Here is a 24212-nt window from a genome sequence, read left to right as displayed (position 1 = left end):
ACTTATTTCTCCTGTGGGCGCCAAACTTGGCCAATAGCGAGTTTCTGAATCTTTTTATGTCTGCCGTACCAAAGGTTGACAAGGCCACGTGAGAAGAAGACTGCTGAGAACATCGAGGTCAAAATACCAAGACAGTGAACTACCGCAAATCCTTTGATCGGGCCTGATCCGAAAGCAAGCAATGCCAGACCAGCAATCAAGGTGGTGACGTTAGAGTCCAAAATAGTTGCCCAGGCTTTATCAAAGCCTACTGCAATTGCAGTCTGTGGGCTAGCACCATTGCGCAACTCTTCACGAATACGTTCGTTAATCAATACGTTGGAGTCAATCGCCATACCAAGTGCCAAGGCCATCGCCGCAATACCAGGTAGGGTAAGGGTTGCCTGCAACATGGATAGAACAGAGATCAATAAGAGCAAGTTGACTGCTAGAGCAATCACTGAGAAAAAGCCAAAGAGCAGGTAGTAGACCATCATGAAAATCGCGATAGCAGTAAAGCCGATTAATAGGGATTTGAAGCCCTTCTCAATGTTTTCGGCACCCAAGCTTGGTCCAATAGTGCGCTCTTCAATAATCTCCATTGGAGCAGCTAGTGAGCCTGCGCGAAGCAAGAGTGCTAAGTCATTCGCGCTTGCAGTAGTTGGTTGACCAGTAATTTGGAATTTAGAGCCAAATTCTCCTTGAATCGTGGCAATCGTGAGTACTTCACCCTTGCCTTTTTCAAAGAGAATCATGCCCATCGGCTTACCAATGTTTTCACGAGTTACTTCTTGCATCACTCGGCCGCCAGCAGCGTCCAAGGAGATGTTGACTGCAGGTCTTTGGTTTTGATCAAAGCCAGCACTTGCATCTGTAATGCGATCACCACTGAAAATCACGGATTTCTTGAAAACACCTTGACGGGTTTCGCCAAAGCGGAACACATCCATGCCAGGAGGCGGTGTTTCGCCAATGCCAATCGTAGAAACAATCGGATCCGCTAGACGTGACTCGAGGGTTGCAGTGCGTCCAATGATGTCTTTGGCGCGCGCAGTATCTTGTACGCCAGGTAATTGCACAACGATGCGCTCTGCACCTTGTTGCTGAATCACAGGTTCTTTAACGGCTAACTCATTAACGCGCTTGTTTAAAGTGATGATGTTTTGCTTAACAGCGTTATCTTGAATTTCTTTTAATGCGGCTGGCTTAAATTCACCAAGTAATTTTGGTGAGAGGCCAGTAGGCTTTACTTGCCAAATTAATTCTGGCTGGCTAGTCATCAGCACTGAGCGTGCTGCATCAGCTTCGGTTGTGCTACCAAAATTAATAGTGATGGAATCGGTACCGCGCTCAATGCCTTGGTGGCGCACATTCTTATCGCGCAATTGAGTGCGAATATCGCTTGCTAATGAAGTCACTTTCTTTTGGACTGCACCCTTCATGTCTACCTGCAGCAAGAAGTAAACACCGCCACGCAGGTCAAGACCTAAGGGCATTGGGAGGGCATTGAGTGCATTTAGCCAGCCCGGGGTATTAGAGAGTAGGTTGAGTGCAACAGTAAAGTTGGGGTCGTTTTGATCGATATTTAATTTCTGCTGCAAGAGATCACGAGCACGCAGTTGAATATCGGTATTGTTAAAACGAATTTTAATAGAGCCAACATTACCGGTTGCTTCAAAAAAGATACCGGTGTTGGCGATGTCAGCTTCTGACAGAATTTTTTCAACACGAGACTGTGTCGCCAAATCAACCTTGATGGTTGGTTTGGCGGACGAGACTTGAACCGCAGGCGCCTCACCATAGAAATTGGGTAATGAATACAGTCCGCCGATCAGTAAAGCAACGGCGATAACCAGGTATTTCCAGAGAGGGTAGCGATTCATATTGAGATACTTTTTAACTAACTAATTAAGCGGACTTCAATGTGCCTTTTGGCAAAACTGTGGTGATAGCACCTTTTTGCATCTGCACTGCAGTGCCGGCAGCAATTTCAACAGTGACTACATCATCTTTTAATGCAGTGACTTTGCCCATGATGCCGCCAACAGTAACTACTTCATCGCCAACTGCTAATGCTCCGAGCATTGCTTTAGTTTCTTTTTGACGCTTCATTTGTGGGCGAATCATGATGAAGTACAAAACTGCAAACATCAAAACCAGGGGAAGAAAGCTCATCAAACCACTTGAATCTGCGCCCGCAGCTGGTGCCTGGGCAAAAGCGTTACTAATCCACATACAAAACCTCCGTTAAAGACTATTTGGAAACTGCTTTAGTTTTAGGCTTTTAAGCAAAGCCGTAAACCCGCAATTCTAAACTGTGTGGGGCTTTGGAGGTGATTTGGAGGGGGCTACGCCCTTGTAGGGCTATTAATCCTGCCCGGGCTCTACGCCACGCTGGCGATTGCTGTGGAATTCCTCGCGATAGGCACTAAATCGGTCCTTGCTCAAGGCCTCTCGGACTTCGGTCATTAATTGCAGATAGTAAGAGAGATTGTGAATCGTATTCAGCTGGGAACCCAGGATCTCATTGGCCTTTTGGAGGTGATTTAAGTAGGATCTAGTGAAGTTTTGGCAGGTATAGCAGCCGCAGGTAGGGTCTACAGGGCGATCATCGTCCTTATAGCCTGAATTGCGCAGCTTGAGGTCACCAAAACGGGTAAATAACCAACCATTCCGGGCATTTCGAGTTGGCATAACGCAATCGAACATATCGATGCCAAGGCTGACTCCCAGAATTAAGTCTTCTGGCGTTCCTACTCCCATAAGGTAATGCGGCATGTGCTCTGGGAGTTTGGGTGCTGTGAAATTCAGAATGCGCTCAAATTCAGGTTTGGGTTCCCCGACGGAAAGTCCGCCAATGGCGATGCCATCGAATCCTTGCTGACTTACTGCATCTAAAGAAAATTCCCGCAGGTTTTCAAACATGCCGCCTTGGACGATGCCAAAGAGTCCATTGCCAGTTTCCAGTTCCCGAAAGCGCTTTAATGAACGATCACCCCAGCGAAGGGACATTTCTAGTGAGGCGCGTGCCGTTTTCTCAGAAGTGGCTTGGCCCTTAACTTCATAAGGCGTGCACTCATCAAATTGCATAGCGATGTCGCTATTTAAAACCGCCTGAATCTCCATCGATACTTCGGGGGACATAAATAATTTGTCGCCATTGATAGGGGATGCAAAGGTAACACCCTCTTCAGAAATCTTACGCAATGCACCTAAGCTAAATACCTGAAAGCCACCGGAGTCAGTCAGGATTGGTTTATCCCAACCCATAAAGCGATGTAGGCCACCATGTTTTTTAATAACATCTAGCCCTGGTCTAAGCCATAGATGAAAAGTATTTCCCAAAATAATTTGCGCTTTAGCTTCTTCGAGATCTCGTGGCGTCATCGCCTTCACGGTGCCATAGGTACCTACTGGCATGAAGATCGGAGTTTGTACGCTCCCATGAGGTAGATCGAGTTGACCAAGGCGCGCTGGACTTTGTGAGTCGCGTGCCAAGATATTGAAGTGAACAGGTTTGGTCATAACTTTGTAGTCTCGAGTCGGCGTAAAAACATCGCATCTCCATAACTAAAGAAACGATATTGTTGTTGAATGGCATGTTGATAAGCAGCGCGGATATTATCTACGCCCGCAAAAGCACTGACCAGCATTAATAAGGTAGATTTTGGCAGATGAAAGTTGGTCAGTAAGCAATCAACCGTTTTAAATTGGAAGCCAGGCGTAATAAAGAGATTGGTTTCACCACTGCTTTGGCCGCTGATGGCTTGGCTCTCTAGGGCTCTCAGGCTGGTGGTGCCTACTGCGATGATGCGACCACCATTGCGCTTCGTTTCCTCAATCATCTTTAGGGTGGACTCTGGAATAGAGAACCATTCGTAATGCATTTTGTGTTTTGTGAGATCTTCTTCGCGAACCGGGGTAAAGGTCCCCGCACCAACATGCAAGGTCACTGTCGCATGATTGACGCCTACATCGCGCAGTTGCTGCAGAATAGATTCATCAAAGTGTAAGCCTGCAGTTGGTGCAGCAACAGCGCCTGGGTTTTTAGCAACAACGGTTTGGTAGCGCTGCGCATCTTCTCCGTCAGGTTGGTGCTCAATGTAGGGGGGCAATGGAAGTTCGCCAAAGCGCTCCAGCAGTGCAAACACATTTTCTGGGAAGCGCACTTCATAGAAGCGTCCGTCATACCCAATCATTTCAACATCAAAGGTTTCGCCCGCTTGATTGTGAATATGCACAATAGATCCGGTCTTGGGCACCTTGGATGCACGGATCTGAACCCAGGCCTGTTGTTCGCCGCTAATGCGCTCAATCAAGAGCTCAACCAATCCCCCTGTTTCCTTTTTGCCATGTAATCGTGCAGGAATGACTTTGGTGTCGTTAAATACCAATAAATCCCCAGGCTTCACAAGGTCAAGGATTTCTCTAAACTGACGATCTACCAATTGGACGTGTTGATCCACATCGGGCCTGAGTTCCAGGAGACGACTATCGGTTCTATTCGCCAAGGGATGCTGGGCGATTAGATCGTTGGGAAGTTCGTAATTGAAGTCAGAGAGTTGCATAGCATTACCATCAGGTATGAGATTTTAACGATGACTAGTAAACAAGCGCCAACTTCACTCCAAAAAATGGGTTTAGACAGTCCCATGGCCCTTGCTTTGCATCTTCCATCTCGTTATGAAGATGAAACAGAGTTGCTGACGATTGAGGAGGCCATTAGCCATGGCAGGTTCAATTCTGTTCAAACTCAGGGCGTAGTGATCCGCAATCAAGTGCTCTTTAGACCCAGAAGACAGATGGTGGTCACGATTGAAGATGACTCCCAAACCCTCCAACTACGATTTCTGAACTTTTATCCTAGCCAGCAAAAACAAATGGCGGTTGGCACCCATGTGCGAGTACGTGGCGAAATACGGGATGGATTTCAGGGTTCCGAGATGGTTCATCCTACTGTGCGGGCGCTTGCTCCAGACGCACCCCTGCCGATGAGCCTTACTCCGGTATATCCCGCTAGTGCTGGTATTTCCCAAACTATTATTCGCAAAGCTGTCACACAAGCATTGCGTGATCCAAGTTTGCGGGAGAGTTTGGCAGAGTTCTTGCCAAAGCAATTAATGACTCAGTTGCTTCCAAGTAATGACTGGCCAAGCCTACAAGCGGCTATTACTTATTTGCATCAACCTCCAGCCGATGCCAATACCCAAGCATTGCTAGAGCGGACACATCCAGCGTGGCGTCGTGTGCAGTTTGAAGAGTTACTCGCTCAACAAATTTCTTTAAAGCGAGCTCACGCGATTCGCAGAGAACGTCATGCTCCTAGTTTTGCCAAATTGGGAAAAGATCAAACCAGTATTGAAGCTGGACTCCTCAAGGTATTGCCGTTCACCTTAACTGCCGCACAAGATCGCGTCTGGACTGAGATTGGAAATGACCTATCGAAATCATTCCCGATGAACAGATTATTGCAAGGGGATGTCGGTAGCGGTAAGACGGTTGTGGCTGCCCTGGCGGCTGCACGAGTGATGGATCATGGATATCAGGCTGCTGTGATGGCGCCAACGGAGATCTTGGCTGAGCAACATTTTCTCAAGATGAAAGAATGGTTTGAGCCCTTGGGTGTGAAGATTGCTTGGTTATCCGGTAGCTTGAAAGCAAAAGAAAAAAGACTCGCTCAAGAAATGATTGAAAACGGTGAAGCTCAGCTCATTATTGGGACTCATGCCTTGATTCAGGAGAGCGTGCACTTTTCTAAATTAGGTTTGGCGGTAATAGATGAGCAGCATCGCTTTGGAGTTCGCCAGCGTTTGGAAATTCAACAACGTCTTGGCTCTGAATTGTTCTACTGCCATCAGTTAATGATGTCGGCTACGCCAATACCGCGCACACTCGCAATGACTTACTACGCAGATTTAGACGTCTCTGTGATTGATGAACTTCCTCCAGGACGCAAACCCATCACTACCAAGGTGGTGAAAGCCAGCCGTCGTGATGAAGTCATTAGTGGCTTGCAAAGTTGGCTAGAAAAAGGCCTGCAGGCTTATTGGGTATGCCCCTTAATTGAAGAGTCAGAAGCACTTCAGTTGCAAACAGCGGTTGAAAGTTTTGAGCAGTTAACCCAAGCCTTGCCAAGTTTTAAAGTGGGACTGGTGCATGGGCGACTAAAAGCAGAAGAAAAAGCAGCGGTGATGGCAGCATTTAAGGCAAATGAGATTCAATTATTGGTAGCTACTACCGTCATTGAGGTTGGAGTAGATGTACCTAATGCGGCATTAATGGTCATTGAGCATGCGGAGCGCTTTGGCTATGCCCAAATACATCAATTGCGTGGACGAGTCGGCAGGGGATCGGCTGATTCGGTTTGTATCTTGATGTATGCAGAGCCACTTTCGATGGCGGCTAAAGAACGCCTACAAACCTTGCGCGAAGTCTCAGATGGTTTTGTGATTGCCGAGCGAGATCTATCGCTTAGGGGTCCTGGTGAGTTGTTGGGGGCTAAGCAGTCGGGCGATGCGATGTTGCGTTTTGTGGATTTACAACGTGATGCATGGCTGATTGAGTTGGCGCAACAAGCCGCAGATCGTCTCTTAGCCGATCATGCCGACATCGTAGAGCGCCACTTAGAGCGCTGGCTGGGATCGCGTGCTGAGTTTCTAAAGGCGTGATAATTGCGCTATGGCTTTGATTGACCGTCTCACTTCTTATGCGTACCTGATTAGGTTGGATAAACCGATTGGAACGCTCTTACTCTTGTGGCCTACGCTATGGGCATTGTGGCTTGCGAGTAGTGGTGTACCCGATATTTCTATATTGCTGATCTTTGTTGTCGGCACCTTTTTAATGCGCAGCGCTGGTTGCGCCATTAACGACTATGCTGATCGAGACTTTGATCGGCATGTGATGCGAACGCAAGGACGTCCGGTAACCAGTGGCAAGATCTCCGGTAAAGAGGCAGTGGGTGTGGCGCTGGTCTTGGCTTTGCTCGCATTCTGGTTGATACAACCGCTTAATGCCTTTACTAAACAGTTGTCTGTTCTAGCTTTGCTCGTTGCCTTTATTTACCCTTTTACAAAACGATTTTTTGCAATGCCTCAGGCTGTTCTGGGAATTGCATTTGGTTTTGGTATTCCGATGGCTTACGCTGCTGTCTTGGATTTCATTCCTTTGGAGGCTTGGATTTTATTCATCGGCAATATTTTTTGGGCCATTGCATACGATACCGCTTATGCGATGGTTGATAGAGATGACGACATTCGACTGGGTTTGCGAACTTCAGCCATCACCTTTGGTCGCTACGATGTCCTTGGGATTGGCCTGAGCTACGCCATCTTGTTTCTCAGTCAGCTGTGGGTGGCTAATTTAGCGTGTTTGAGTAATTACTTCTTGATCGGCTGGTTTGCGGCATTAGCTTGTGCCATCTATCACTTGAAGCTGGTTTCTACTCGCAAACGAGAAGAGTGCTTTCAAGCCTTTCGTCACAACAATTGGTTGGGCGGATTTTTATTCTTAGGAATTGTGCTGGGATTGAGTCTGAATTAGTGGGAGCTTAGCTCTTACCCAATTCATCACCCATGACTTTGCCGCGCTGATCTGCCGCAGCAATGGCTTTTTCTAAAATGCCATGCCAGCCATCTTGAGATAAAACTTCTAGAGCAGCGGCTGTAGTGCCGCCTTTAGATGTGACTCTCTCGCGCAATACGCTGGCTGATTCACTCGAGTTTTGAGCCAGCTGTGTGGCACCCTCAAGAGTGGCATATGCTAGCTTGCGAGCAGTTTGTGTATCTAAGCCTAATTTTTCTCCAGCAGATTGCATGGCTTCTAAGAATGCAAATACATAAGCTGGGCCGCTACCTGAAACAGCGGTGACGGCATCCATCAACTTTTCATCTGCAACCCAAACGGATTGACCAACTGCCTTGCATATCGTTTCGGCTAAGGCACGATCATCTGCATGGATATCGGTGTTAGCAAAAAGACCAGTAATACCTTTGCCAATGAGGGCGGGAGTATTTGGCATGGCACGCACGCAACGTTTTTGATCTAACCAACGGCCCATATCTCCCAGGCGAATCCCAGCAGCAATGCTGAGAACTAATGGGCTTGGTGCAGATGCATGTTTTAGTTTGGGCGCTAATCCTTTAGCAACCACATTAAAGTCTTGTGGCTTGATCGCCATTACGACAATATTATTTTTAGAAAAATCAAATGCAATGTTTTCTAAGGCATTAATAATTTGTATCTTGAAATCATTCTGAAGATTTTGTGCAGTAGCCGTATTTGCTTCCACAACAGATATTTGATTGGCATTAAAGCCATTTGCCAATAGGCCACTAATGAGGGCGCGGCCCATATTACCGCCGCCGATGAAGGTGATATGTGCGTTGGTATTGGTCTTTGAGCTCATGCGTTAATTTTATCCCGCTTCCCAAAAATGGCCGTTCCTACGCGAACCATCGTACTACCTTCAGCAATGGCTGACTCTAAGTCGTCAGACATGCCCATGGAGAGGGTGTCAAAAAATTGGAAGCCTGGATCCACGGAATGGGCTGCCAAAATACCAACAAAGCATTCTCTTACAGCGGCAAAGGCTTGATGCTGTAATGCGGTGTCAGGGTTAGGAGCCGGAATCGCCATTAAGCCCCTGAGAACGACATTGGGCAATTTTGAAACTTCATTACAAAGGGCTTCAGCTTGCGCAAGGGGTACACCGCTCTTACTATCCTCGTCACTGACATTGACCTGGATGCACAGTTGCAAAGGCGCCATATTGGGAAATTCACCACGCTGAGAAGATAGGCGTTCTGCAATTTTGAGGCGATCAATACTGTGAACCCAATCAAAATGTTCTGCCACCTCTCTCGTTTTATTGCTTTGGAGCGGACCAATAAAGTGCCACACTAACCAAGGACGCAGTTTTTCGAGCTGGACAATTTTTTCAACGGCTTCTTGCACATAGTTTTCGCCAAACGCAGATTGACCGGCATGCATTGCCTCTTCAATGGCCCTTGCTGGAAAGGTTTTGCTCACCGCCAATAGTTCAACATCTTCAGGCTCGCGTTTTGCAGCCAAGGTAGCAAGTTCAATACGCTGCCGAACTTGCATAAGGTTAGCTATGATGGAGTTCATTAAGACGCTTGTTTACTCAGGAGCTGATCCACAATTTCAATCCAATGCAAAACAGGCTTATTGTCTTGCTGTAGGTGCGTAATGCAGCCAATATTTCCTGAAACAATGACATCGGCATCAAATTCTTCGCACGCAGTATTCAAATGCGCTAATTTATTTTTGCGTAATTGCTCGGAAAGTTCGGGCTGGGTGACTGAATAGGTTCCAGCAGAACCGCAGCACAGATGACTATCGGCACATAAACGTACTCCGATGCCAATACTCGAGAGCAGACCCTCTACTTTTCCGCGAATTTGTTGGCCATGTTGCAGGGTGCAGGGAGGGTGGTACACCACGCCTGGCTTTGGATCGTTGCCGATGAGTTGAACTAATTCAGTTTGTAAGCTAGGTAATATTTCTGAAATATCCTTAGTCAACTCAGAAATGATTTTGGCTTTTTCTGCATATTTTAGATCGTTGGCAAGGAGGTGACCATAGTCTTTCACCATGACGCCACAGCCAGATCCGGTCATCACAATCGCTTCAACACCTTGGTCGACCAGAGGCCACCAAGCATCGATATTTTGTCTCGCGTTATCGAGACCGCCACTTTGATCGTTGAGGTGGTAGCGTAAAGCTCCGCAGCAGGTCGCATTGGGAGCGCTGATCAACTCTATCTTTAGTGCATCCAATACACGGGCTGTCGCCGAGTTGATATTGGGTAGCATTCCAGGTTGCACACACCCCTCTAGCAATAGCATTTTGCGCGCATGGTTAGCGCTTGGTCTTGTATATGGATTGGTGGATGCTGCCAGCGCTTTATTTTTCAGTTCTGGAATCTTGCGCTTTACCCCGCTAGGCATAAGTGGTCGTACCAATCGTCCTAAAGCCATTGCAGAATTAAATAAAGCTGGTTTTGTGAGACCTTCTTTAAGAGCCCAACGAGTTAATCTCTGTCCAAGAGGTCGCTCGGGCGTGTTTTCTTCTGCCCATTTGCGTCCGATATCAATTAAGTTGCCATATTGAACACCGCTTGGACAAGTGCTTTCACAATTGCGGCAAGTCAGACAGCGATCTAAATGAAGACGCGTTTTTTCAGTAGGCGCCTGGCCTTCAGCAATTTGCTTGATCAGATAGATGCGTCCACGCGGACCATCGAGTTCATCACCCAGTATTTGATAGGTAGGGCAGGTTGCCGTACAAAAACCACAGTGAACACATTTGCCTAGGATGCGAGCTGCCTCTATCCCTTCTGGGGTATTGGCAAATTGAGGGGCGAGTTGAGTTTGCATAGAGCTACTTAAGGAAGACGGGAAGTGGCAAATACGCCTGATGGATCGAATGCAGATCGCAGACGTGCCTGAACAAGTTCAAGCGCCTTGGAATGCGCTTGTTCGCTGAGTAAGGTGAAGCGCTGAAAAGCAGGATCAACATTGCTGCCTTGCTTAAAGCGAGTCGCATGCCCGCCATTAGCAGTAGCTAATTTTTTGATCGCTTCAAAAGTAGCAGCATCACCAGGAGCTTTTATCCAACGTTGTTGTCCATGCCACTCCAATACGATTTGAGGATCCGCATTTGGAATGCTTAAAGGACCGCAGGCAGCCGGAAGCGCTAAACGGTATAGCGTTTGGTCTGCTCCAAGAGCATCAAAGGCTGGTAATTGCTGCTCACGCAGTTCATCCCAAAATATTTGAGCTATTTGTGGATCTACTTCAGTCGCAAGAACTAAAGAACTCATTAATGGAATGGCTGCTTTAACTGCTGCAGAGGCGCCAGCCAGGCGAATAGTTAGCTCACCATCTCCACCTGCGGCATTACCGATCCAGCAGCTTGCTGAAATCGGCAACGGTTGACCAGCCCATTCGTTTAATACTTTGAGTGCTTGTGCTTGAGAGATTTGGCAGCGAAGCGTAGCAGTAGCAGCAGGTTTAGGCAGTACTTTGACTGATGCCTCTAAAAGCAATGAGAGTGTGCCCATGGATCCTGGAAGCAGGCGAGAGACGTCATAACCAGCAACGTTCTTCATCACTTTACCGCCAAAAGAGAGGTCTTGACCTTTTCCATCCAGAATACGGGTACCTAAAACAAAGTCACGGAAGTTGCCAACACTGATACGCCCTGGTCCAGCAAGACCTGCAGCAATGGCGCCACCAAAAGTAGTATCAGCACCAAAATGTGGAGGCTCAAACGCGAGAACCTGATTCTTCTCATGCAGGGCTGCTTCAATTTCTTTTAAAGGGGTTCCTGCGCAAGCAGTAATGACTAACTCTTCCGGTTGATATTCCAAAATTCCTGAATATGCGCGGGTATCCAGCTTTGTATATTGATTGACATTGCCATACCAAGACTTTGTTCCCCCGCCTTGAATCGAGAGCGCTTGCTTGCTGCTGACAGCATTCAGAATTTGCTCCTGAAATGCTTTTATCGCCGGATTATGTTGATTGGAGCTCGTCATTAGAAGCGCTCCAATTCTGGGTGAGGGAGCTTGCCGCCGCTGATGCGCATGCGACCATATTCGGCGCAGCGAGTGAGAGTTGGAATCGCTTTATCAGGATTGAGTAATTTTTCCGGATCAAATGCACTCTTGACGCCCCAGAATGACTCGCGTTCACCTTCGCCAAATTGAATGCACATGGAGTTGATCTTTTCGATACCAACACCATGTTCACCAGTAATGGTTCCACCAAGTTCAACGCAGGCTTCTAAAATTTCCGTTCCAAAATCTTCTGCACGATGCCACTCTTCTTGATCAGCACCGTTAAATAAAATCAGCGGATGCATATTGCCATCACCTGCATGAAAAACGTTTAAGCAGCCAAGCCCATATTTTTCTTCCATGCCTGCAATGCGTTTGAGCAAGGTGGCAATGTGTCGGCGTGGAATGGTGCCATCCATGCAGTAATAATCTGGTGCCAGACGGCCTGCAGCCGGGAAAGCGTTCTTGCGACCACTCCAAAATTTGAGGCGTTCGGATTCATCCTTAGAGATCTGAATGCCGCTAGCACCTGACTCTTCTAGTACTTTGGTCATTCGTGCAATCTCTTCTGCAACCTCTTCGGGGGTGCCATCAGACTCACATAACAAAATGGCAGCGGCGTCTAAGTCGTAACCAGCGTGCACAAATTCTTCAACGGCACGGGTAGTGGCTTTATCCATCATCTCAAGGCCTGCAGGAATAATGCCGGCAGCAATAATGGCAGCGACTGCATTGCCACCTTTTTCAATATCGTCAAAGCTCGCCATGATCACGCGCGCTAATTTTGGCTTGGCTACCAATTTAACTGTTACTTCAGTAACTACTGCCAACATGCCTTCGCTACCCATCATGATGGCAAGTAAATCGAGCCCAGGAGAGTCTGGAGCGAGGCTACCAAATTCCACAATCTCACCGTTCATTAAAACGCCGCGAACACGCAGAACATTGTGGAGAGTGAGACCATACTTTAAGCAATGCACGCCACCAGAGTTTTCGTTGACATTGCCACCAATGGAGCAGGCAATTTGAGAGGAGGGATCGGGTGCGTAGTACAAACCAAGATGAGCAACCGCTTCAGAGATTGCCAAATTGCGCACACCGGGTTGAACCACCGCAGTGCGAGTAAATGGATCGATGCTGACAATCTTCTTAAGTTTGGCGAGGGATAGAACTAAGCCTTGAGAAATTGGCATGGCACCACCAGACAGGCCGGTACCGGACCCGCGTGGCACCACCGGAATTTGCATGTCAAAGCAAATCTTCAGAATTTGAGCAACTTGCTCTTCTGTTTCAGGAAGCGCTACCGCTAATGGCATCTTGCGATAGGCTGCCAAACCATCACATTCGTAGGGAATCGTGTCCTCTGGTTCCCATAGCAAAGCGTGCTCTGGAAGGAGGGGTTTCAAGGCAGAAACCAGTTTGGACTGTAGGGCGCTAATAGCGGCTAGTTCGGGGGGTGGGGTCACCATATTCATAAGAATCATTTTAGCCATTTACCTATAATCAAGCTCATGGGAAATCGATTATCAAAAATAGCTACCAGAACAGGTGATGCCGGAATGACTGGTCTAGGTGACGGAAGTCGCGTAGAGAAGGATCATTTGCGGATTTGCGCCATGGGGGACGTCGATGAGCTCAATTCAGAAATCGGTGTTTTGATGACCGAGGACATCCCTGAAAGTATTACCCCTGAATTAAAAACCCTTTTTTTGCAGGTGCAACACGATTTATTCGACTTAGGGGGCGAGCTTTGCATCCCTAATTACAAATTGCTCAATCCAGAGCATGTGGCCCAGTTAGATGTTTGGTTGGAAACTTATAACAAGCAACTTCCTCCTTTAACGGAATTTATTTTGCCAGGTGGTACCCGTGCAGCAGCACAAGCGCATGTCTGTCGTACAGTTTGTAGAAGAGCAGAGCGCTCGATTGTGCGTTTAGGTTGGGCTGAGCCTTTATATGATTCACCACGTCAGTACGTGAATCGCCTGTCTGATTTGTTATTTGTTCTGGCACGTATTCTGAATCGCGCTGCTGGCGGAACAGATGTGCTGTGGAAGCACGAAAAAAAAGAGACTAAATAATTTAGTCTCTTTTCATTTCTTCAGAGTTTTCTGAGGAAGTTTTACTTATTTCTTTTTGCTTCTGCGTTCTTTCACAGCTATCGCAAGACGCTCAAGCACTTTCACTGAATCGTCCCAGTTGATGCAGGCATCGGTAATACTCTTGCCGTATTCCAGATTGGCCGGGTCATCTTTTCCTGGGGTAAATTTTTGTGCACCATCATTGAGATGACTTTCAATCATGACACCAAAGATTTGATTTGAGCCTGATTCAATTTGTGTGGCAATGTCATCAGCAACAATGATCTGGCGCTCATGTTTTTTGCTAGAGTTTGCATGCGACAAGTCCACCATCAAACTGCCTGGAAGCTTTGCTGCTTCTAGCTCTGAGCAGGCAGCCTTAACAAACTGTGCTTCATAGTTAGGTTCTTTACCGCCGCGCAAAATAACGTGACAGTCTTTATTACCTTTGGTTTCCACAACGGAAACTTGACCATTCTTATGAACGGAAAGGAAGTGGTGAGGACGACCGGCCGCTTGAATTGCATCGGTAGCAATTTTGATATTGCCATCAGTACCATTTTTAAATCCAATCGGCGCAGAAAGGCCAGAAGCAAGTTCGCGATGCACTTGGCTCTCAGTAGTACGAGCACCAATGGCGCCCCAAGAAATCAGATCAGCAATATATTGCGGAGAAATTACATCCAAGAATTCGCTGCCAGCAGGCATACCAAGGCGATTAATTTCCATGAGGACTTGGCGTGCAAGACGCAAGCCTTCTTCTATGCGATAGCTTTCATCTAAGTAAGGGTCGTTGATCAAACCCTTCCAGCCAACCGTAGTACGTGGCTTTTCAAAATACACGCGCATCACAATTTCTAGTTCGCCTGCAAAACGCTTGCGCTCTGCTAAGAGGCGATGACAGTATTCCAGTGCCGCTCTTGGATCGTGAATCGAGCATGGCCCAATGATGACCAATAAACGATCATCATTGCCGTGAATAATGTCACGAATTTTTTTGCGAGTTTTGCTAATCAGCGCTTCAGTAGGTGTCCCAGAGATTGGGAAAAAGCGGATCAAATGCTCTGGCGGAGGCAGAACAGTAATATTGTCGATGCGTTGATCGTCGGTATCCGATGTTTTATCAACGGCGGAGTACCAATTGGCGGGATTAGTATTTTGTTGGCTCATACGGCTATTTTAAGCCGTAATTTGCCAATATCAGGCAGTGCCGCCGACAGTAAGGCTATCAATCCGTAAAGTAGGCTGTCCAACTCCCACCGGTACGCTTTGGCCTTCCTTGCCGCAAACCCCAACTCCGCTGTCTAATTTCAGGTCGTTTCCAATCATGGAGACCTGCTTTAAGGATTCTGGACCGCTGCCAATAATGGTCGCCCCTTTGACGGGATACTGAATTTTCCCGTTTTCTACCCAGTAGGCCTCAGATGCTGAAAAAACAAATTTTCCACTGGTAATGTCCACTTGCCCACCGCCGAAATTGACTGCATACAGACCCCGTTTAATACTGGCAACAATTTCTTGAGGATCATCTTTACCTGCCAGCATATAAGTATTGGTCATCCGTGGCATCGGCAAAGAAGCAAAACTTTCACGACGACCATTGCCAGTAAGTGGCATTTTCATGAGACGTGCATTGAGGCTATCTTGTATATAGCCCTTCAAAATACCATCTTCAATCAGGGTCGTGCATTGAGTTGGCGTGCCTTCATCATCAATATTGAGTGAGCCTCTGCGTCCAGAAAGAGTGCCGTCATCTACAACCGTGACGCCTTTAGCGGCAACGCGTTGACCGATGCGGCCCGCAAATGCAGAAGAGCCTTTGCGATTGAAGTCACCCTCAAGTCCATGACCTACCGCTTCGTGCAGAAGCACGCCAGGCCAGCCTGGGCCCATCACTACTGTCATTGGTCCAGCAGGTGCAGGTCGTGACTCTAGGTTTACCAGTGCGCCATCTACCGCTTCATCTACATAGCGATTGATGAGTACTGTATCAAAATATTGGTAGTCATGTCGTGCTCCTCCGCCAGAAGATCCAGATTCGCGGCGCCCATTTTGTTCCGCAATGACATGTACCGAAACTCGCACCAGTGGGCGAATATCTGCTGCTAGTAAACCATCAGCACGTACTACCAAGACCACGTCGAACTCTCCAGCAAGGCTAGCCATCACCTGAATGATGCGTGGGTCACGGGCTTTTGCACGTCGCTCAATGCTCTCTAACAAGGCAATCTTTTCTTTAGGTTGCAAAGAGTTCAGAGGGTTGATATCTGTGTACAGCTTATTGGAAACAGGATTAAAGAGTTTGCTTGCTAACGCTTGTTTGCCACCTTGTGGGCCAATGACACGCGTTGCCTTAGCGGCTTTACTAAGTGCCTCTAGGTTGATTTCGTCTGAATAAGCAAAGGCAGTTTTATCACCATAGATTGCTCGCACTCCAACACCTTGATCGATATTGAAGCTTCCGGATTTAACAATGCCCTCTTCGAGACTCCAACTCTCGCTACGGGTGTGCTGAAAATATAGATCAGCATCGTCTAAACGGTGTGTAAACATATCGCCAAAAGTACGGTGTAAATCTTGTTCTGTAAGGCCAGTTGGCTCAAGCAAAATAGATTTAGCTACTTTGAGTAGATCTGCTTGTTTTTTAGCTTTTGTCCAATTACTGGGAAACAGTGCTTCTGGTGCATTCATTGATTGTGAAGATCTTTCGGTGGTTTACAGCTTGCGGTGTACAAGGGCCGGTAACTTAGAGCGTACATCGTTTAATTTATCTTTGCACAAAACCCCAGAAATAAAGCCTTCGCCTTCAGGAAGATCCGCTAGAACCTCACCCCATGGGTCAATTAACATGCTATGCCCCCAGGTGCGGCGTTGATTCAGATGCGTTCCCCCTTGTGCGGAAGCTAAAACGTAGCATTGATTTTCAATGGCACGAGCACGCAGCAGAATTTCCCAATGGTCCTTACCGGTGGTGTAGGTAAAGGCCGCTGGAATCACATGGCAATCAACTTGTCCGAGCGCGCGATAGAGCTCTGGAAAGCGCAGGTCATAACAAATGCTAAGACCAATAACCCACTCCTGACCACCGATCGCAATTTTCAGTAGCCCAGGCTCATTGCCTGCTTCAATGGTTTCGGATTCTTGATAGCGTTCAGTTTTTGTTTGAAAACCAAATAAATGAATTTTGTCGTAACGCCCAATGCTTTGACCATGTGGATCAAAGACCAGGGTGGTATTGAGAACTTTTTGAGGATTGCTGGCTTCAAGCGGAATCGTGCCAGCAATTAAATACACATTATTTTCTTTGGCAATAGCGGAGAGCCGCTCTTGAATAGGGCCGCTTTGATAGCGTTCGCGAGCATTTACTTTATCGGTATCTTTTAATCCCATTAAGCAAAAGTATTCTGGAAGAACGGCAACTTGAGCGCCTGCATTAGCGGCTGCACTGATCAATCTACTGGCAGTCTCCAAATTTTCTATTACGCTTGGTGTCGACACCATTTGGATGGAGGCTATATTGAGCTCGGCCAAATTATTGTTTGTACTCATAAAGGTCTAGCTGGATTTTGTGGGGCATTGGCAGGGTTGTTAGAGGACGGCTTATTTTGTTCCTTCAACAGATCTTTGCTGCGAATCGTATCCATTGTTTTTGGATCAATTGGTTGCCCCTTTTGATCGAGGGGGATAACCTCGGGGCTTGTCCAGGAGCCCTGAACTAAATAGTCTGACTGGAAATTGCGATTAATTTGACTGGTAATTAAATACTGTCCCACAAGTGCACCTAATCCAACAATAGGATTAATAGCAAAAGCAGCTAAAGAGCCTGCGGTAGCGTCAATCGTTGGGAAGATGGTGATGCGTAGATCTTGAGTTTGTTTAGCAAGATTAATTTGACCATTCATGCCTACACGAGCCTGATCAAGATCCATTGAAAATTCTTTTGTTTGTGCAATCCCATTATTGATGTCAAATGCCCCGGTGATAGAGTTAAAGGTTGTTCCCTTGGTGACGATGCCACCAAGGCTACCTTGTAAATCTAGGGTGGCAAATTTAAAGAGGCTTTGTAAACTCAGTACATCCAAAATTTGAGCGCCGCTGGTATCAACTTCAAGTAAGCGCCCCTTTGTCAGTGTTAGGTTTGCATTTCCTTTAAAGGTTTCATATTGGGGATTGAAAGGAGAACCATCCCATTCAATATTGGCGGTGACCTGTCCTTGGCCGCCAACTATCGACTGCTGAGGGCTCCAGTGAGCAATGAGTTGGCCGGCATCTTTGACATTGCTGTTAACTTTGAGTTGCGTATGGTCGACTTGGTTCTGCGCTCCCCCAATCCATTGACCAGATAAATTGGTGCTGGCCTGTGGATTATTGGTCTGAATGGCATCCAACTTCAAGGCATTGTTATTGGAAATAGCCTTGATTTTGACTTGCCCTAACTGCGCCTTAGACCACGAAAAATCTTCGATCATTAAGTCAAAACTTGGGATATCGTTTGGCTCAAGTGCTTTTTTATTGGAGGTCGTGCTAGCAGGAGTTTTGGATAATTCATTAGTGAGGCTACCAGGAACTTTAAGGCGACTTAACATGCCGCTGACAATACCATTTGGGTGACTTTGACTGGCTTCTTGAAATTGAATTTGCCCTGCAGCTTGCTGTGAGAGAAGACGAATTTGCCAGGCACCATTCTTTTGAGTGCTGATAATGCCAACATCATTCCAATTGCGATCAAACGCAGTGAGTTTTTTAATCTGAGCTGTAATTTGAGTATTGCTATTGCTGGAGTTAGGCACTTTTTGATCAGAGATGGTTTTAGCTTGTCCATTTAAAAAATCATGCCAAGCATCAAAATTCAATTCATTAATCAATAGGTTCAGGCTAAAACCTTGTTGGGGTGGGTTGGCTGGTCCGCCTATGCCTAAGGCGGTACGATATTCGTTATCAGAACCAATTGCACCCTGGAAGGTATACAGATCACCCATTTTTCCAGTCCAGCTGATGCTGCTTGAATTGGATTTATTAGCCTGAGCATTCTTCAAGGTAATTTGCCCGTTCATTGGTATACCAACTGCTTTAGAGGCTGGGTAAGGTGCCGTACTGCCAAAGTCTCGCAAATCAAATTTCAGATTGGTTTCACCACCAGCTTTAGAAAAATTGATGTTGCCATCATATTTCACGGAGCCACTTAAGGCTTGTGTCAGCGCACTTACTTCTTTGTTTGAATGATTTGCAAAATAATTTTTTATAAAGTTTGCTCGAATATCACCAGTAATGCTGTAATTCTGTATTCCTGGAGTCGAAGGCGCTGTAGCAATCTTTAATGATCCCCCTAAAAAATTAGCGGTGACATCTTCAAATTCTGGATTGGTGTCGGTAATACGAATTTTCCCTTTGAGGTTTTCGAGTGGAGGAATCTCTCCCCATTGAACCTTATTGCCTGGAAGGGTCAGTTTCATGTCGACATTTGTGTCGGCATTGCCTGAAAGTGGAATCTTTAGACCAAGATCAAGATTGGCATTCCCAGAGACATGTAAATTCTTCTCTAAGCTCACTTGCTTTTTGCCTACCGGTGAAGCTAGCAGGTAATCGAGCATTTGTGGCGCCTCACCTTGAGCGTTGCCATTTACGCTCAGTACCAATTGCTTGGCACTAACACTTGGGATTTCTGCATGAAATTTGCTGAGGGCTACTTGCTTAAAGTTTCCTTGACTAATATCTACAGTAAATAATTCATTTTTCATGGCAATAACACCATTGACATTGGTGAATGCTGACCATTCACCCTCATTTTTTGGCAAGGTGGGTACTGGGCTATAAGTCACTCCAGTGACTGGAATATTTAAAGTGAACTCTCCATCAACCCCCTTGGGAAATGGGATTTTTTTAGGATCACCTTTAATGTGCAGCTTGCCATTTTGAATGCTGCCTGCACTAAAGGCTTTGTTCAAATAGTGATGGGTATCTTTATCCATATCTATCGGGAGGTATCGGTAAGCTGTGCTGAGTTTGGCAGTTGGAAAACTCATATCTAAGGACAGAAGATCAGATTGCCCGCTGTTTCCAAGAACGTAATTCATATCTAGCTGGGTTGTTACTTCAGAGTTGCTTAAGGAGAGATCTTTCGTGCCTACTACCCAGTTGCCCTTGGTTTTTGCCCAAGTGATTTGGCCTTTTGCTTGATCTAGTTGTATTTTGGGGTCTATCAAGAGCCCCTTAATATCCAAATCCAGCTTTTTAGAATCCACCGTGAAGCTTCCCTGCAGCTGATTGCCAGTCAAAAAGCCAGAGAGATTGGTAACGGACGGCATTGTTTTATCTACGCTCGTAAAGCTGAGATTGATCAGCTTAGCGCTGACATTGAAGTCCAATTTGTTCGATTTAAACCAGCCCCCCGGAATATTTAAGGAGGCTAATGGTGATTTACTTTCAGACCAATTAATGTCCAAGTTTTGTAATTCACCATCAGCATGAGAATCTTTAATCCAGCGATGGACTTTTTTAGAGAGTGGGAGATTTAGCGCAAATAAGGCAACATCTTCTACAAGAATCTTGGGTGAGGAAAAGCCAAACTCTTTGATTTCTCCATCAGCATCGGGTGGGCGCCAGCGGAAAGTCATGGGGCTTAAGATTTCTAAGGGAGCATTCTTTGATGCTTCCATCTCACGCCAGGCAAATGTTTTGGTGGTGATCGAAATCATGCCATCAATCGTTTCTTGGGTGAGATTGGTCTCTAATCTGCCAAGTGCAATTGCATCTTCATCTTTAGATAATTGCAGAATGAGATTATCTGCAGCCAGATAAATTTCACCGCCATCAGGCTTACTGTTATCAATGTTGAGTTTGCCTCTGGAGCTAGCAATACCCTCTAGGGTATTGGGGCGTAGCTTGAACTCTTTCGCAATTTGGGTTAGGTTGACGTCGGATAAGTTCCATTCGATAGCGCCAATCCAGTCATGCCAATTGCCTGCCTGTCCTGTGAGGCGATGAGCAAAATTGACTTTAATCTCTACGGGACCTGAAGTCCAAGGTGTAGTAGCACTTAGTGCACCCTGGTGTTTGCGAATGCCGTTACTCAGCGTTAGGCTTTGAATATCAATGGTGCTTAATTGTTTTTGGCTTTTTTGATCGTCCCAAAATAATTTGACGTCATGAATGTTGATAGCATTTTGTGCAAAGAGCCAATTTTCTGCACTGTAATCATCTGTCTTGCCATAAACGGGCAGTCCTGCGACCGTAATTTGGCCTTTGCTATCACGCCGAACATAAATTTGCGCATCTTGAAAATTGAGCTCATGAAAATACGGCGCGAAATAATAAAAAGAATTCCAGCTGAGCTCGCCATTAATCTTCTGAATAAGCAATAGCGGTTTCGTTTTGTCGGGACTATTAAAGCGAAGACCCTCAAGTTCAAAACTAGGTCGAATGCCAGTCCATGAGACTTCTAACTTATCCATCGTAACCTCAGCACCGATGCGGGCGCTGATAAGTTTTTCTATAGATGCCTTGGATTTTTCAATTTGTGGCCATAGAACAAAGCGAACGCCAAGATGGCCAATGACAAATAAGGCCAAGATAATTCCAGCAAGAATTAAAGCGCGCTTACGCCAAGCTTCGCCCAAACCTTGGGGACGTTTCCTAAATACGCCCTTGAGGCGAGGCGGGATGATGTTTTCCAGCATGGCCTCTATTATCCGTCAGCCCATGGTCGACCGCCAAGCTTCTGCCTATCTTGTTCTAGGCTCGGATTAAGATGGGGGAAATGAATGAATTTTCTCAACAAATCGAGTTTTTGCAGGAGCATTCCACTTATGCCCGCCGTTGGCTAAGTGCGCACCCAGAATGGGTTGAGTGGTTACAGGTCTGCGGATCGAAAAAAATTGATTTTCAAGGTATTGAGGATTTGCTGGCCACCTGCAAGGTATCTCCGGGTGGGCAGGATCAAGATGAGGCTGAGTTCATGGCCAATCTACGTCTAGCCCGACAGCGTTTAATGTTGTGGGTGGCATTTCGTGATCTCAATGGCTTGGCTAGCTTGGAAGAGGTGACGCATAGCCTAAGCCATTTCGCTGAACTGGCAGTTTCGGACTCGATTGCATTTATCCGCATCGATCTCCAAGCTCGGTTTGGGCTGCCATGGAGTAAAACGACCGATTCTGAAATGCCGCTGATGGTAGTAGGCATGGGTAAATTGGGCGGTCTAGAGCTCAACCTTTCCTCGGACATTGATCTTATTTTTCTCTATGAGCATGAGGGCGAGACAGTAGGGGCAGAAAAAAGCCTTTCGAATCATGAGTGGTTTACCCGCATGGGTAAGCGTTTAATCAAGCTTCTCTCAGAGCACGATGCCAATGGCTTTGTTTTTCGGGTAGATATGCGCCTACGCCCAAATGGCGATTCAGGGCCACTTGTATGCAGCTTAGATATGCTTGAAGAATATCTTGTGGTTCAAGGCAGAGAGTGGGAACGCTACGCCTGGATTAAAGGACGCTTAATTGCACCTCTACCTAGCGCTGCTTCCTTCGCCCATTGCGAAAAAGAGCTGGAGCAGCTGATTCGCCCCTTTGTGTATCGGAGGCATCTCGATTACGGAGTGATGGCCTCAATCCGAGATTTGCATGCACAGATTCAACTAGAAGCTGAGAAGCGATCATCAGGTCGACATGGCCGCTCTCGCGATATTAAGTTGGGTCGCGGCGGTATTCGGGAGATTGAGTTTTTAGCGCAAATGTTTCAGTTAATGCGCGGGGGTACGGATCCGCGCTTCAGAATGCGGCCAACCCTAGCTGTGCTCAAGCTGATTGAGCAGTGCGGTATCTTCCCAGCGCAAGAGGTGAAAGATTTGAAGTCTGCTTATGTGTTTCTCAGGCGCCTCGAGCACCGTATTCAAGTTTGGGATGATCAACAAACCCACTATCTTCCCGATGATGAAGTAGCGCGGCATCGATTGGCAATCTCGATGCTGGAGTCTGCTAGATCCACAGATGCTCATCTGTTGGCGGATCTAGAGCGCCATCAAAATAAAGTTGCACATCTTTTTGAAAAAGCCTTCTTGCTAGATGCTGCTGCCCGCTTAGATCTCGCACCTGTTGCGCTCGACTGGGAACCAGATAAAAATTTCTTCCCAGAAACTTTTCAGAGATGGAGTGGATGGGTTAATAGCCCCAAGCAAAGACTGTTGCCTGAAAAAAGCCATCTTATTTTTAACAACCTCATGTCTAAAGCAGCAGAGACTTTGCGGGGTGAGAGCGGATCCCAAGAGGGTGCGGATACTACTTTGCTGCGCTTTTTTGATTTACTGGAAGCGATTGCTCGGCGTAGTGCCTATTTATCTATCTTGGCTGAGTACCCTAGGGCACTCTCCAATGTCTTGGCTTTATTAAAGTCTTCTCAGTGGGGAGCTCAGTACCTTACAAGGCACCCTCATTTATTGGACCACCTGCTCAACTCAAGAACAGAAAAAGCCCTCATTGATCATCCGCAGGAATATTGGCGTGAAGTAAAGACTAATTTAAATATGCGCCTAGACGATGTGATGGCAGATGGAGATGGTTCCGAGCAGGCCATGGACATCCTGCGGGTAACACATCACACCGAAACTTTTATTACCTTGTTGGCAGATTTAGGAATTGGCGTAGAGCAAGCCTTGTCGGTTGAAAAAGTCAGCGATCATCTTTCTGCCTTGGCGGATTTAATTTTGCAAACTACCTTTGAGCGTGTTTGGCCAAGCGTCGCAGCGAAGTTTGACTTGCCAAATGACTTTGATCCACCCTTTGCCATTATTTCTTATGGAAAGCTGGGTGGTAAGGAATTGGGGTACGCATCGGATTTAGATTTAGTCTTTTTGTTTGAGGCCGCCGAAGCAGACTATGCTGCTGGAGAAATCTATGGGCTACTTGCAAAACGGATGATTAATTGGCTCACCGCTTTTACTTCTACTGGTAGCTTATTTGAAATTGATACACGCTTACGGCCTAATGGCTCAGCGGGGTTTTTGGTAACCAATGCCGAAGCATTTAGAAAGTATCAATTACGCGAAGGTGATAACGCTGCTTGGGTATGGGAGCATCAGGCCCTCACTAGGGCGCGTTTCTCCGCAGGCAATGCAAAGGTTGGTATGGTCTTTGATGGTGTCCGTGCCGAGGTTTTAAGTCAGCGACGAAATGTTGAGAACCTGCGCCACGAAATTTTAGAGATGCGTGAGAAGGTTCATGCAGGCCATCCAAATCCTAGCGACGATTTTGACTTAAAGCACGACGCAGGTGGAATGGTTGATATTGAATTTATTGTCCAATTTTTAGTGCTGGCATATGCTCATGAGCACTCTAAGCTCATTGGAAACCTGGGAAATATTGCTTTGCTGCGTATTGCCGGAGAGTTGAAATTGATTGACCCAGTTAGCGCCCAGTTAGTTGGAGATGCTTACCGCTTACTGAGATCCAAACAGCACCGCTTGCGTTTGGATGGCGTAGAAAAAACCCGTATTTCTTTAGAGGACAATGCAGAAATGATTTTGGCTAGGGATGCTGTGCTGGCGCTTTGGCAGGAAATATTTCAGACCACTGCTCATTAAT

General features: G+C 46.6%; 17 protein-coding genes. 4 read left to right on the top strand and 13 right to left on the bottom strand.

Going from position 1 to position 24212, the window contains the following annotated elements; translation table 11 throughout:
• Positions 1-2: 2 nt before the first annotated feature.
• The 4 genes from secD to queA all read right to left on the bottom strand — a co-directional run bounded on the left by secD (position 3) and on the right by queA (position 4547).
• Positions 3-1862 (bottom strand): protein translocase subunit SecD, encoded by a 1860-nt coding sequence (gene secD / locus ICN47_RS08265; RefSeq protein ID WP_216219457.1) that lies wholly within the window; start codon positions 1860-1862, stop codon positions 3-5.
• Between the two features lie 25 nt (positions 1863-1887).
• The gene (yajC, locus tag ICN47_RS08260; protein ID WP_216219456.1) at positions 1888-2214 is read right to left on the bottom strand and encodes a preprotein translocase subunit YajC; all 327 of its coding nucleotides are present in this window, start codon (positions 2212-2214) and stop codon (positions 1888-1890) included.
• A gap of 132 nt (positions 2215-2346) precedes the next feature.
• On the bottom strand, positions 2347-3504 hold the full coding sequence (tgt, locus tag ICN47_RS08255; RefSeq protein ID WP_216219455.1) for a tRNA guanosine(34) transglycosylase Tgt: 1158 nt from the start codon (positions 3502-3504) through the stop codon (positions 2347-2349).
• Positions 3501-4547 carry a tRNA preQ1(34) S-adenosylmethionine ribosyltransferase-isomerase QueA gene (gene queA, locus ICN47_RS08250; RefSeq protein WP_216219454.1) on the bottom strand — a complete coding sequence of 349 codons (1047 nt, stop codon included), beginning with the start codon at positions 4545-4547 and terminating at the stop codon, positions 3501-3503. The genes tgt and queA overlap by 4 nt, the downstream gene beginning before the upstream one ends.
• A 9-nt stretch (positions 4548-4556) precedes the next feature.
• Between queA and recG the strand changes: the two genes are divergently transcribed.
• On the top strand, positions 4557-6647 hold the full coding sequence (gene recG / locus ICN47_RS08245) for an ATP-dependent DNA helicase RecG (protein ID WP_370626296.1): 2091 nt from the start codon (positions 4557-4559) through the stop codon (positions 6645-6647).
• Positions 6648-6657: 10 nt separating this feature from the next.
• Entirely contained in the window at positions 6658-7521 is an 864-nt protein-coding gene (gene ubiA, locus ICN47_RS08240; RefSeq protein ID WP_216219452.1) for a 4-hydroxybenzoate octaprenyltransferase, read from the top strand.
• Between the two features lie 7 nt (positions 7522-7528).
• Here ubiA and proC read toward each other — a convergent pair whose 3' ends face one another.
• From proC to ICN47_RS08215, 5 genes are read right to left on the bottom strand one after another with little or no spacing between them, the layout of a single operon-like run.
• A complete protein-coding gene (proC, locus tag ICN47_RS08235; protein WP_216219451.1) occupies positions 7529-8386 on the bottom strand; it encodes a pyrroline-5-carboxylate reductase in 858 nt (285 codons plus the stop codon).
• Positions 8383-9108, bottom strand: coding sequence for a YggS family pyridoxal phosphate-dependent enzyme (locus tag ICN47_RS08230; protein WP_216219450.1), 726 nt, complete (start codon positions 9106-9108; stop codon positions 8383-8385). The genes proC and ICN47_RS08230 overlap by 4 nt, the downstream gene beginning before the upstream one ends.
• Positions 9108-10379: a glycolate oxidase subunit GlcF gene (glcF, locus tag ICN47_RS08225; RefSeq protein WP_216219449.1), complete on the bottom strand. Its 1272-nt coding sequence runs from the start codon at positions 10377-10379 to the stop codon at positions 9108-9110. Before glcF ends, ICN47_RS08230 begins: the two co-directional genes overlap by 1 nt.
• Before the next feature lie 8 nt (positions 10380-10387).
• A complete protein-coding gene (gene glcE, locus ICN47_RS08220) occupies positions 10388-11542 on the bottom strand; it encodes a glycolate oxidase subunit GlcE (RefSeq protein WP_216219448.1) in 1155 nt (384 codons plus the stop codon).
• Positions 11542-13032 carry an FAD-linked oxidase C-terminal domain-containing protein gene (locus ICN47_RS08215; protein ID WP_216219519.1) on the bottom strand — a complete coding sequence of 497 codons (1491 nt, stop codon included), beginning with the start codon at positions 13030-13032 and terminating at the stop codon, positions 11542-11544. Before ICN47_RS08215 ends, glcE begins: the two co-directional genes overlap by 1 nt.
• Positions 13033-13074: 42 nt before the next feature.
• Here ICN47_RS08215 and ICN47_RS08210 point away from each other — a divergent pair, with 42 nt between their 5' ends.
• Positions 13075-13644: a cob(I)yrinic acid a,c-diamide adenosyltransferase gene (locus ICN47_RS08210; RefSeq protein WP_216219447.1), complete on the top strand. Its 570-nt coding sequence runs from the start codon at positions 13075-13077 to the stop codon at positions 13642-13644.
• Positions 13645-13689: 45 nt separating this feature from the next.
• Here the strand turns inward: ICN47_RS08210 and ICN47_RS08205 are convergent, their stop codons facing one another.
• From ICN47_RS08205 to ICN47_RS08190, 4 genes are read right to left on the bottom strand one after another with little or no spacing between them, the layout of a single operon-like run.
• On the bottom strand, positions 13690-14814 hold the full coding sequence (locus ICN47_RS08205; protein ID WP_216219446.1) for a 3-deoxy-7-phosphoheptulonate synthase: 1125 nt from the start codon (positions 14812-14814) through the stop codon (positions 13690-13692).
• Between the two features lie 30 nt (positions 14815-14844).
• Entirely contained in the window at positions 14845-16335 is a 1491-nt protein-coding gene (gene tldD, locus ICN47_RS08200) for a metalloprotease TldD (protein ID WP_255538971.1), read from the bottom strand.
• A gap of 24 nt (positions 16336-16359) precedes the next feature.
• Positions 16360-17193 carry a carbon-nitrogen hydrolase family protein gene (locus ICN47_RS08195; protein ID WP_216219445.1) on the bottom strand — a complete coding sequence of 278 codons (834 nt, stop codon included), beginning with the start codon at positions 17191-17193 and terminating at the stop codon, positions 16360-16362.
• Entirely contained in the window at positions 17190-21320 is a 4131-nt protein-coding gene (locus tag ICN47_RS08190) for a YhdP family protein (protein ID WP_216219444.1), read from the bottom strand. Before ICN47_RS08190 ends, ICN47_RS08195 begins: the two co-directional genes overlap by 4 nt.
• Before the next feature lie 80 nt (positions 21321-21400).
• Here ICN47_RS08190 and glnE point away from each other — a divergent pair, with 80 nt between their 5' ends.
• On the top strand, positions 21401-24211 hold the full coding sequence (glnE, locus tag ICN47_RS08185; protein WP_216219443.1) for a bifunctional [glutamate--ammonia ligase]-adenylyl-L-tyrosine phosphorylase/[glutamate--ammonia-ligase] adenylyltransferase: 2811 nt from the start codon (positions 21401-21403) through the stop codon (positions 24209-24211).
• The last annotated feature ends 1 nt before the right edge of the window (position 24212 follow it).

Origin of the sequence: Polynucleobacter sp. AP-Latsch-80-C2 (assembly GCF_018882185.1) — a bacterium.
Classification (GTDB): Bacteria; Pseudomonadota; Gammaproteobacteria; order Burkholderiales; family Burkholderiaceae; genus Polynucleobacter.
The sequence above is the reverse complement of the archived record's forward strand: the minus strand, read 5'-3'. Positions and strand labels throughout refer to the sequence as shown.

Coding starts and splice junctions, on each gene's coding strand:
- ICN47_RS08190 (WP_216219444.1), bottom strand. CDS start 21,320: ATGCTGGAAAACATCATCCCGCCTCGCCTCAAGGGCGTATTTAGGAAA.
- yajC (WP_216219456.1), bottom strand. CDS start 2,214: ATGTGGATTAGTAACGCTTTTGCCCAGGCACCAGCTGCGGGCGCAGAT.
- secD (WP_216219457.1), bottom strand. CDS start 1,862: ATGAATCGCTACCCTCTCTGGAAATACCTGGTTATCGCCGTTGCTTTA.
- ICN47_RS08215 (WP_216219519.1), bottom strand. CDS start 13,032: ATGGTGACCCCACCCCCCGAACTAGCCGCTATTAGCGCCCTACAGTCC.
- glnE (WP_216219443.1), top strand. CDS start 21,401: ATGAATGAATTTTCTCAACAAATCGAGTTTTTGCAGGAGCATTCCACT.
- tldD (WP_255538971.1), bottom strand. CDS start 16,335: ATGAATGCACCAGAAGCACTGTTTCCCAGTAATTGGACAAAAGCTAAA.
- glcF (WP_216219449.1), bottom strand. CDS start 10,379: ATGCAAACTCAACTCGCCCCTCAATTTGCCAATACCCCAGAAGGGATA.
- ICN47_RS08210 (WP_216219447.1), top strand. CDS start 13,075: ATGGGAAATCGATTATCAAAAATAGCTACCAGAACAGGTGATGCCGGA.
- ICN47_RS08195 (WP_216219445.1), bottom strand. CDS start 17,193: ATGAGTACAAACAATAATTTGGCCGAGCTCAATATAGCCTCCATCCAA.
- queA (WP_216219454.1), bottom strand. CDS start 4,547: ATGCAACTCTCTGACTTCAATTACGAACTTCCCAACGATCTAATCGCC.
- ICN47_RS08205 (WP_216219446.1), bottom strand. CDS start 14,814: ATGAGCCAACAAAATACTAATCCCGCCAATTGGTACTCCGCCGTTGAT.
- ubiA (WP_216219452.1), top strand. CDS start 6,658: ATGGCTTTGATTGACCGTCTCACTTCTTATGCGTACCTGATTAGGTTG.
- glcE (WP_216219448.1), bottom strand. CDS start 11,542: ATGACGAGCTCCAATCAACATAATCCGGCGATAAAAGCATTTCAGGAG.
- ICN47_RS08230 (WP_216219450.1), bottom strand. CDS start 9,108: ATGAACTCCATCATAGCTAACCTTATGCAAGTTCGGCAGCGTATTGAA.
- proC (WP_216219451.1), bottom strand. CDS start 8,386: ATGAGCTCAAAGACCAATACCAACGCACATATCACCTTCATCGGCGGC.
- tgt (WP_216219455.1), bottom strand. CDS start 3,504: ATGACCAAACCTGTTCACTTCAATATCTTGGCACGCGACTCACAAAGT.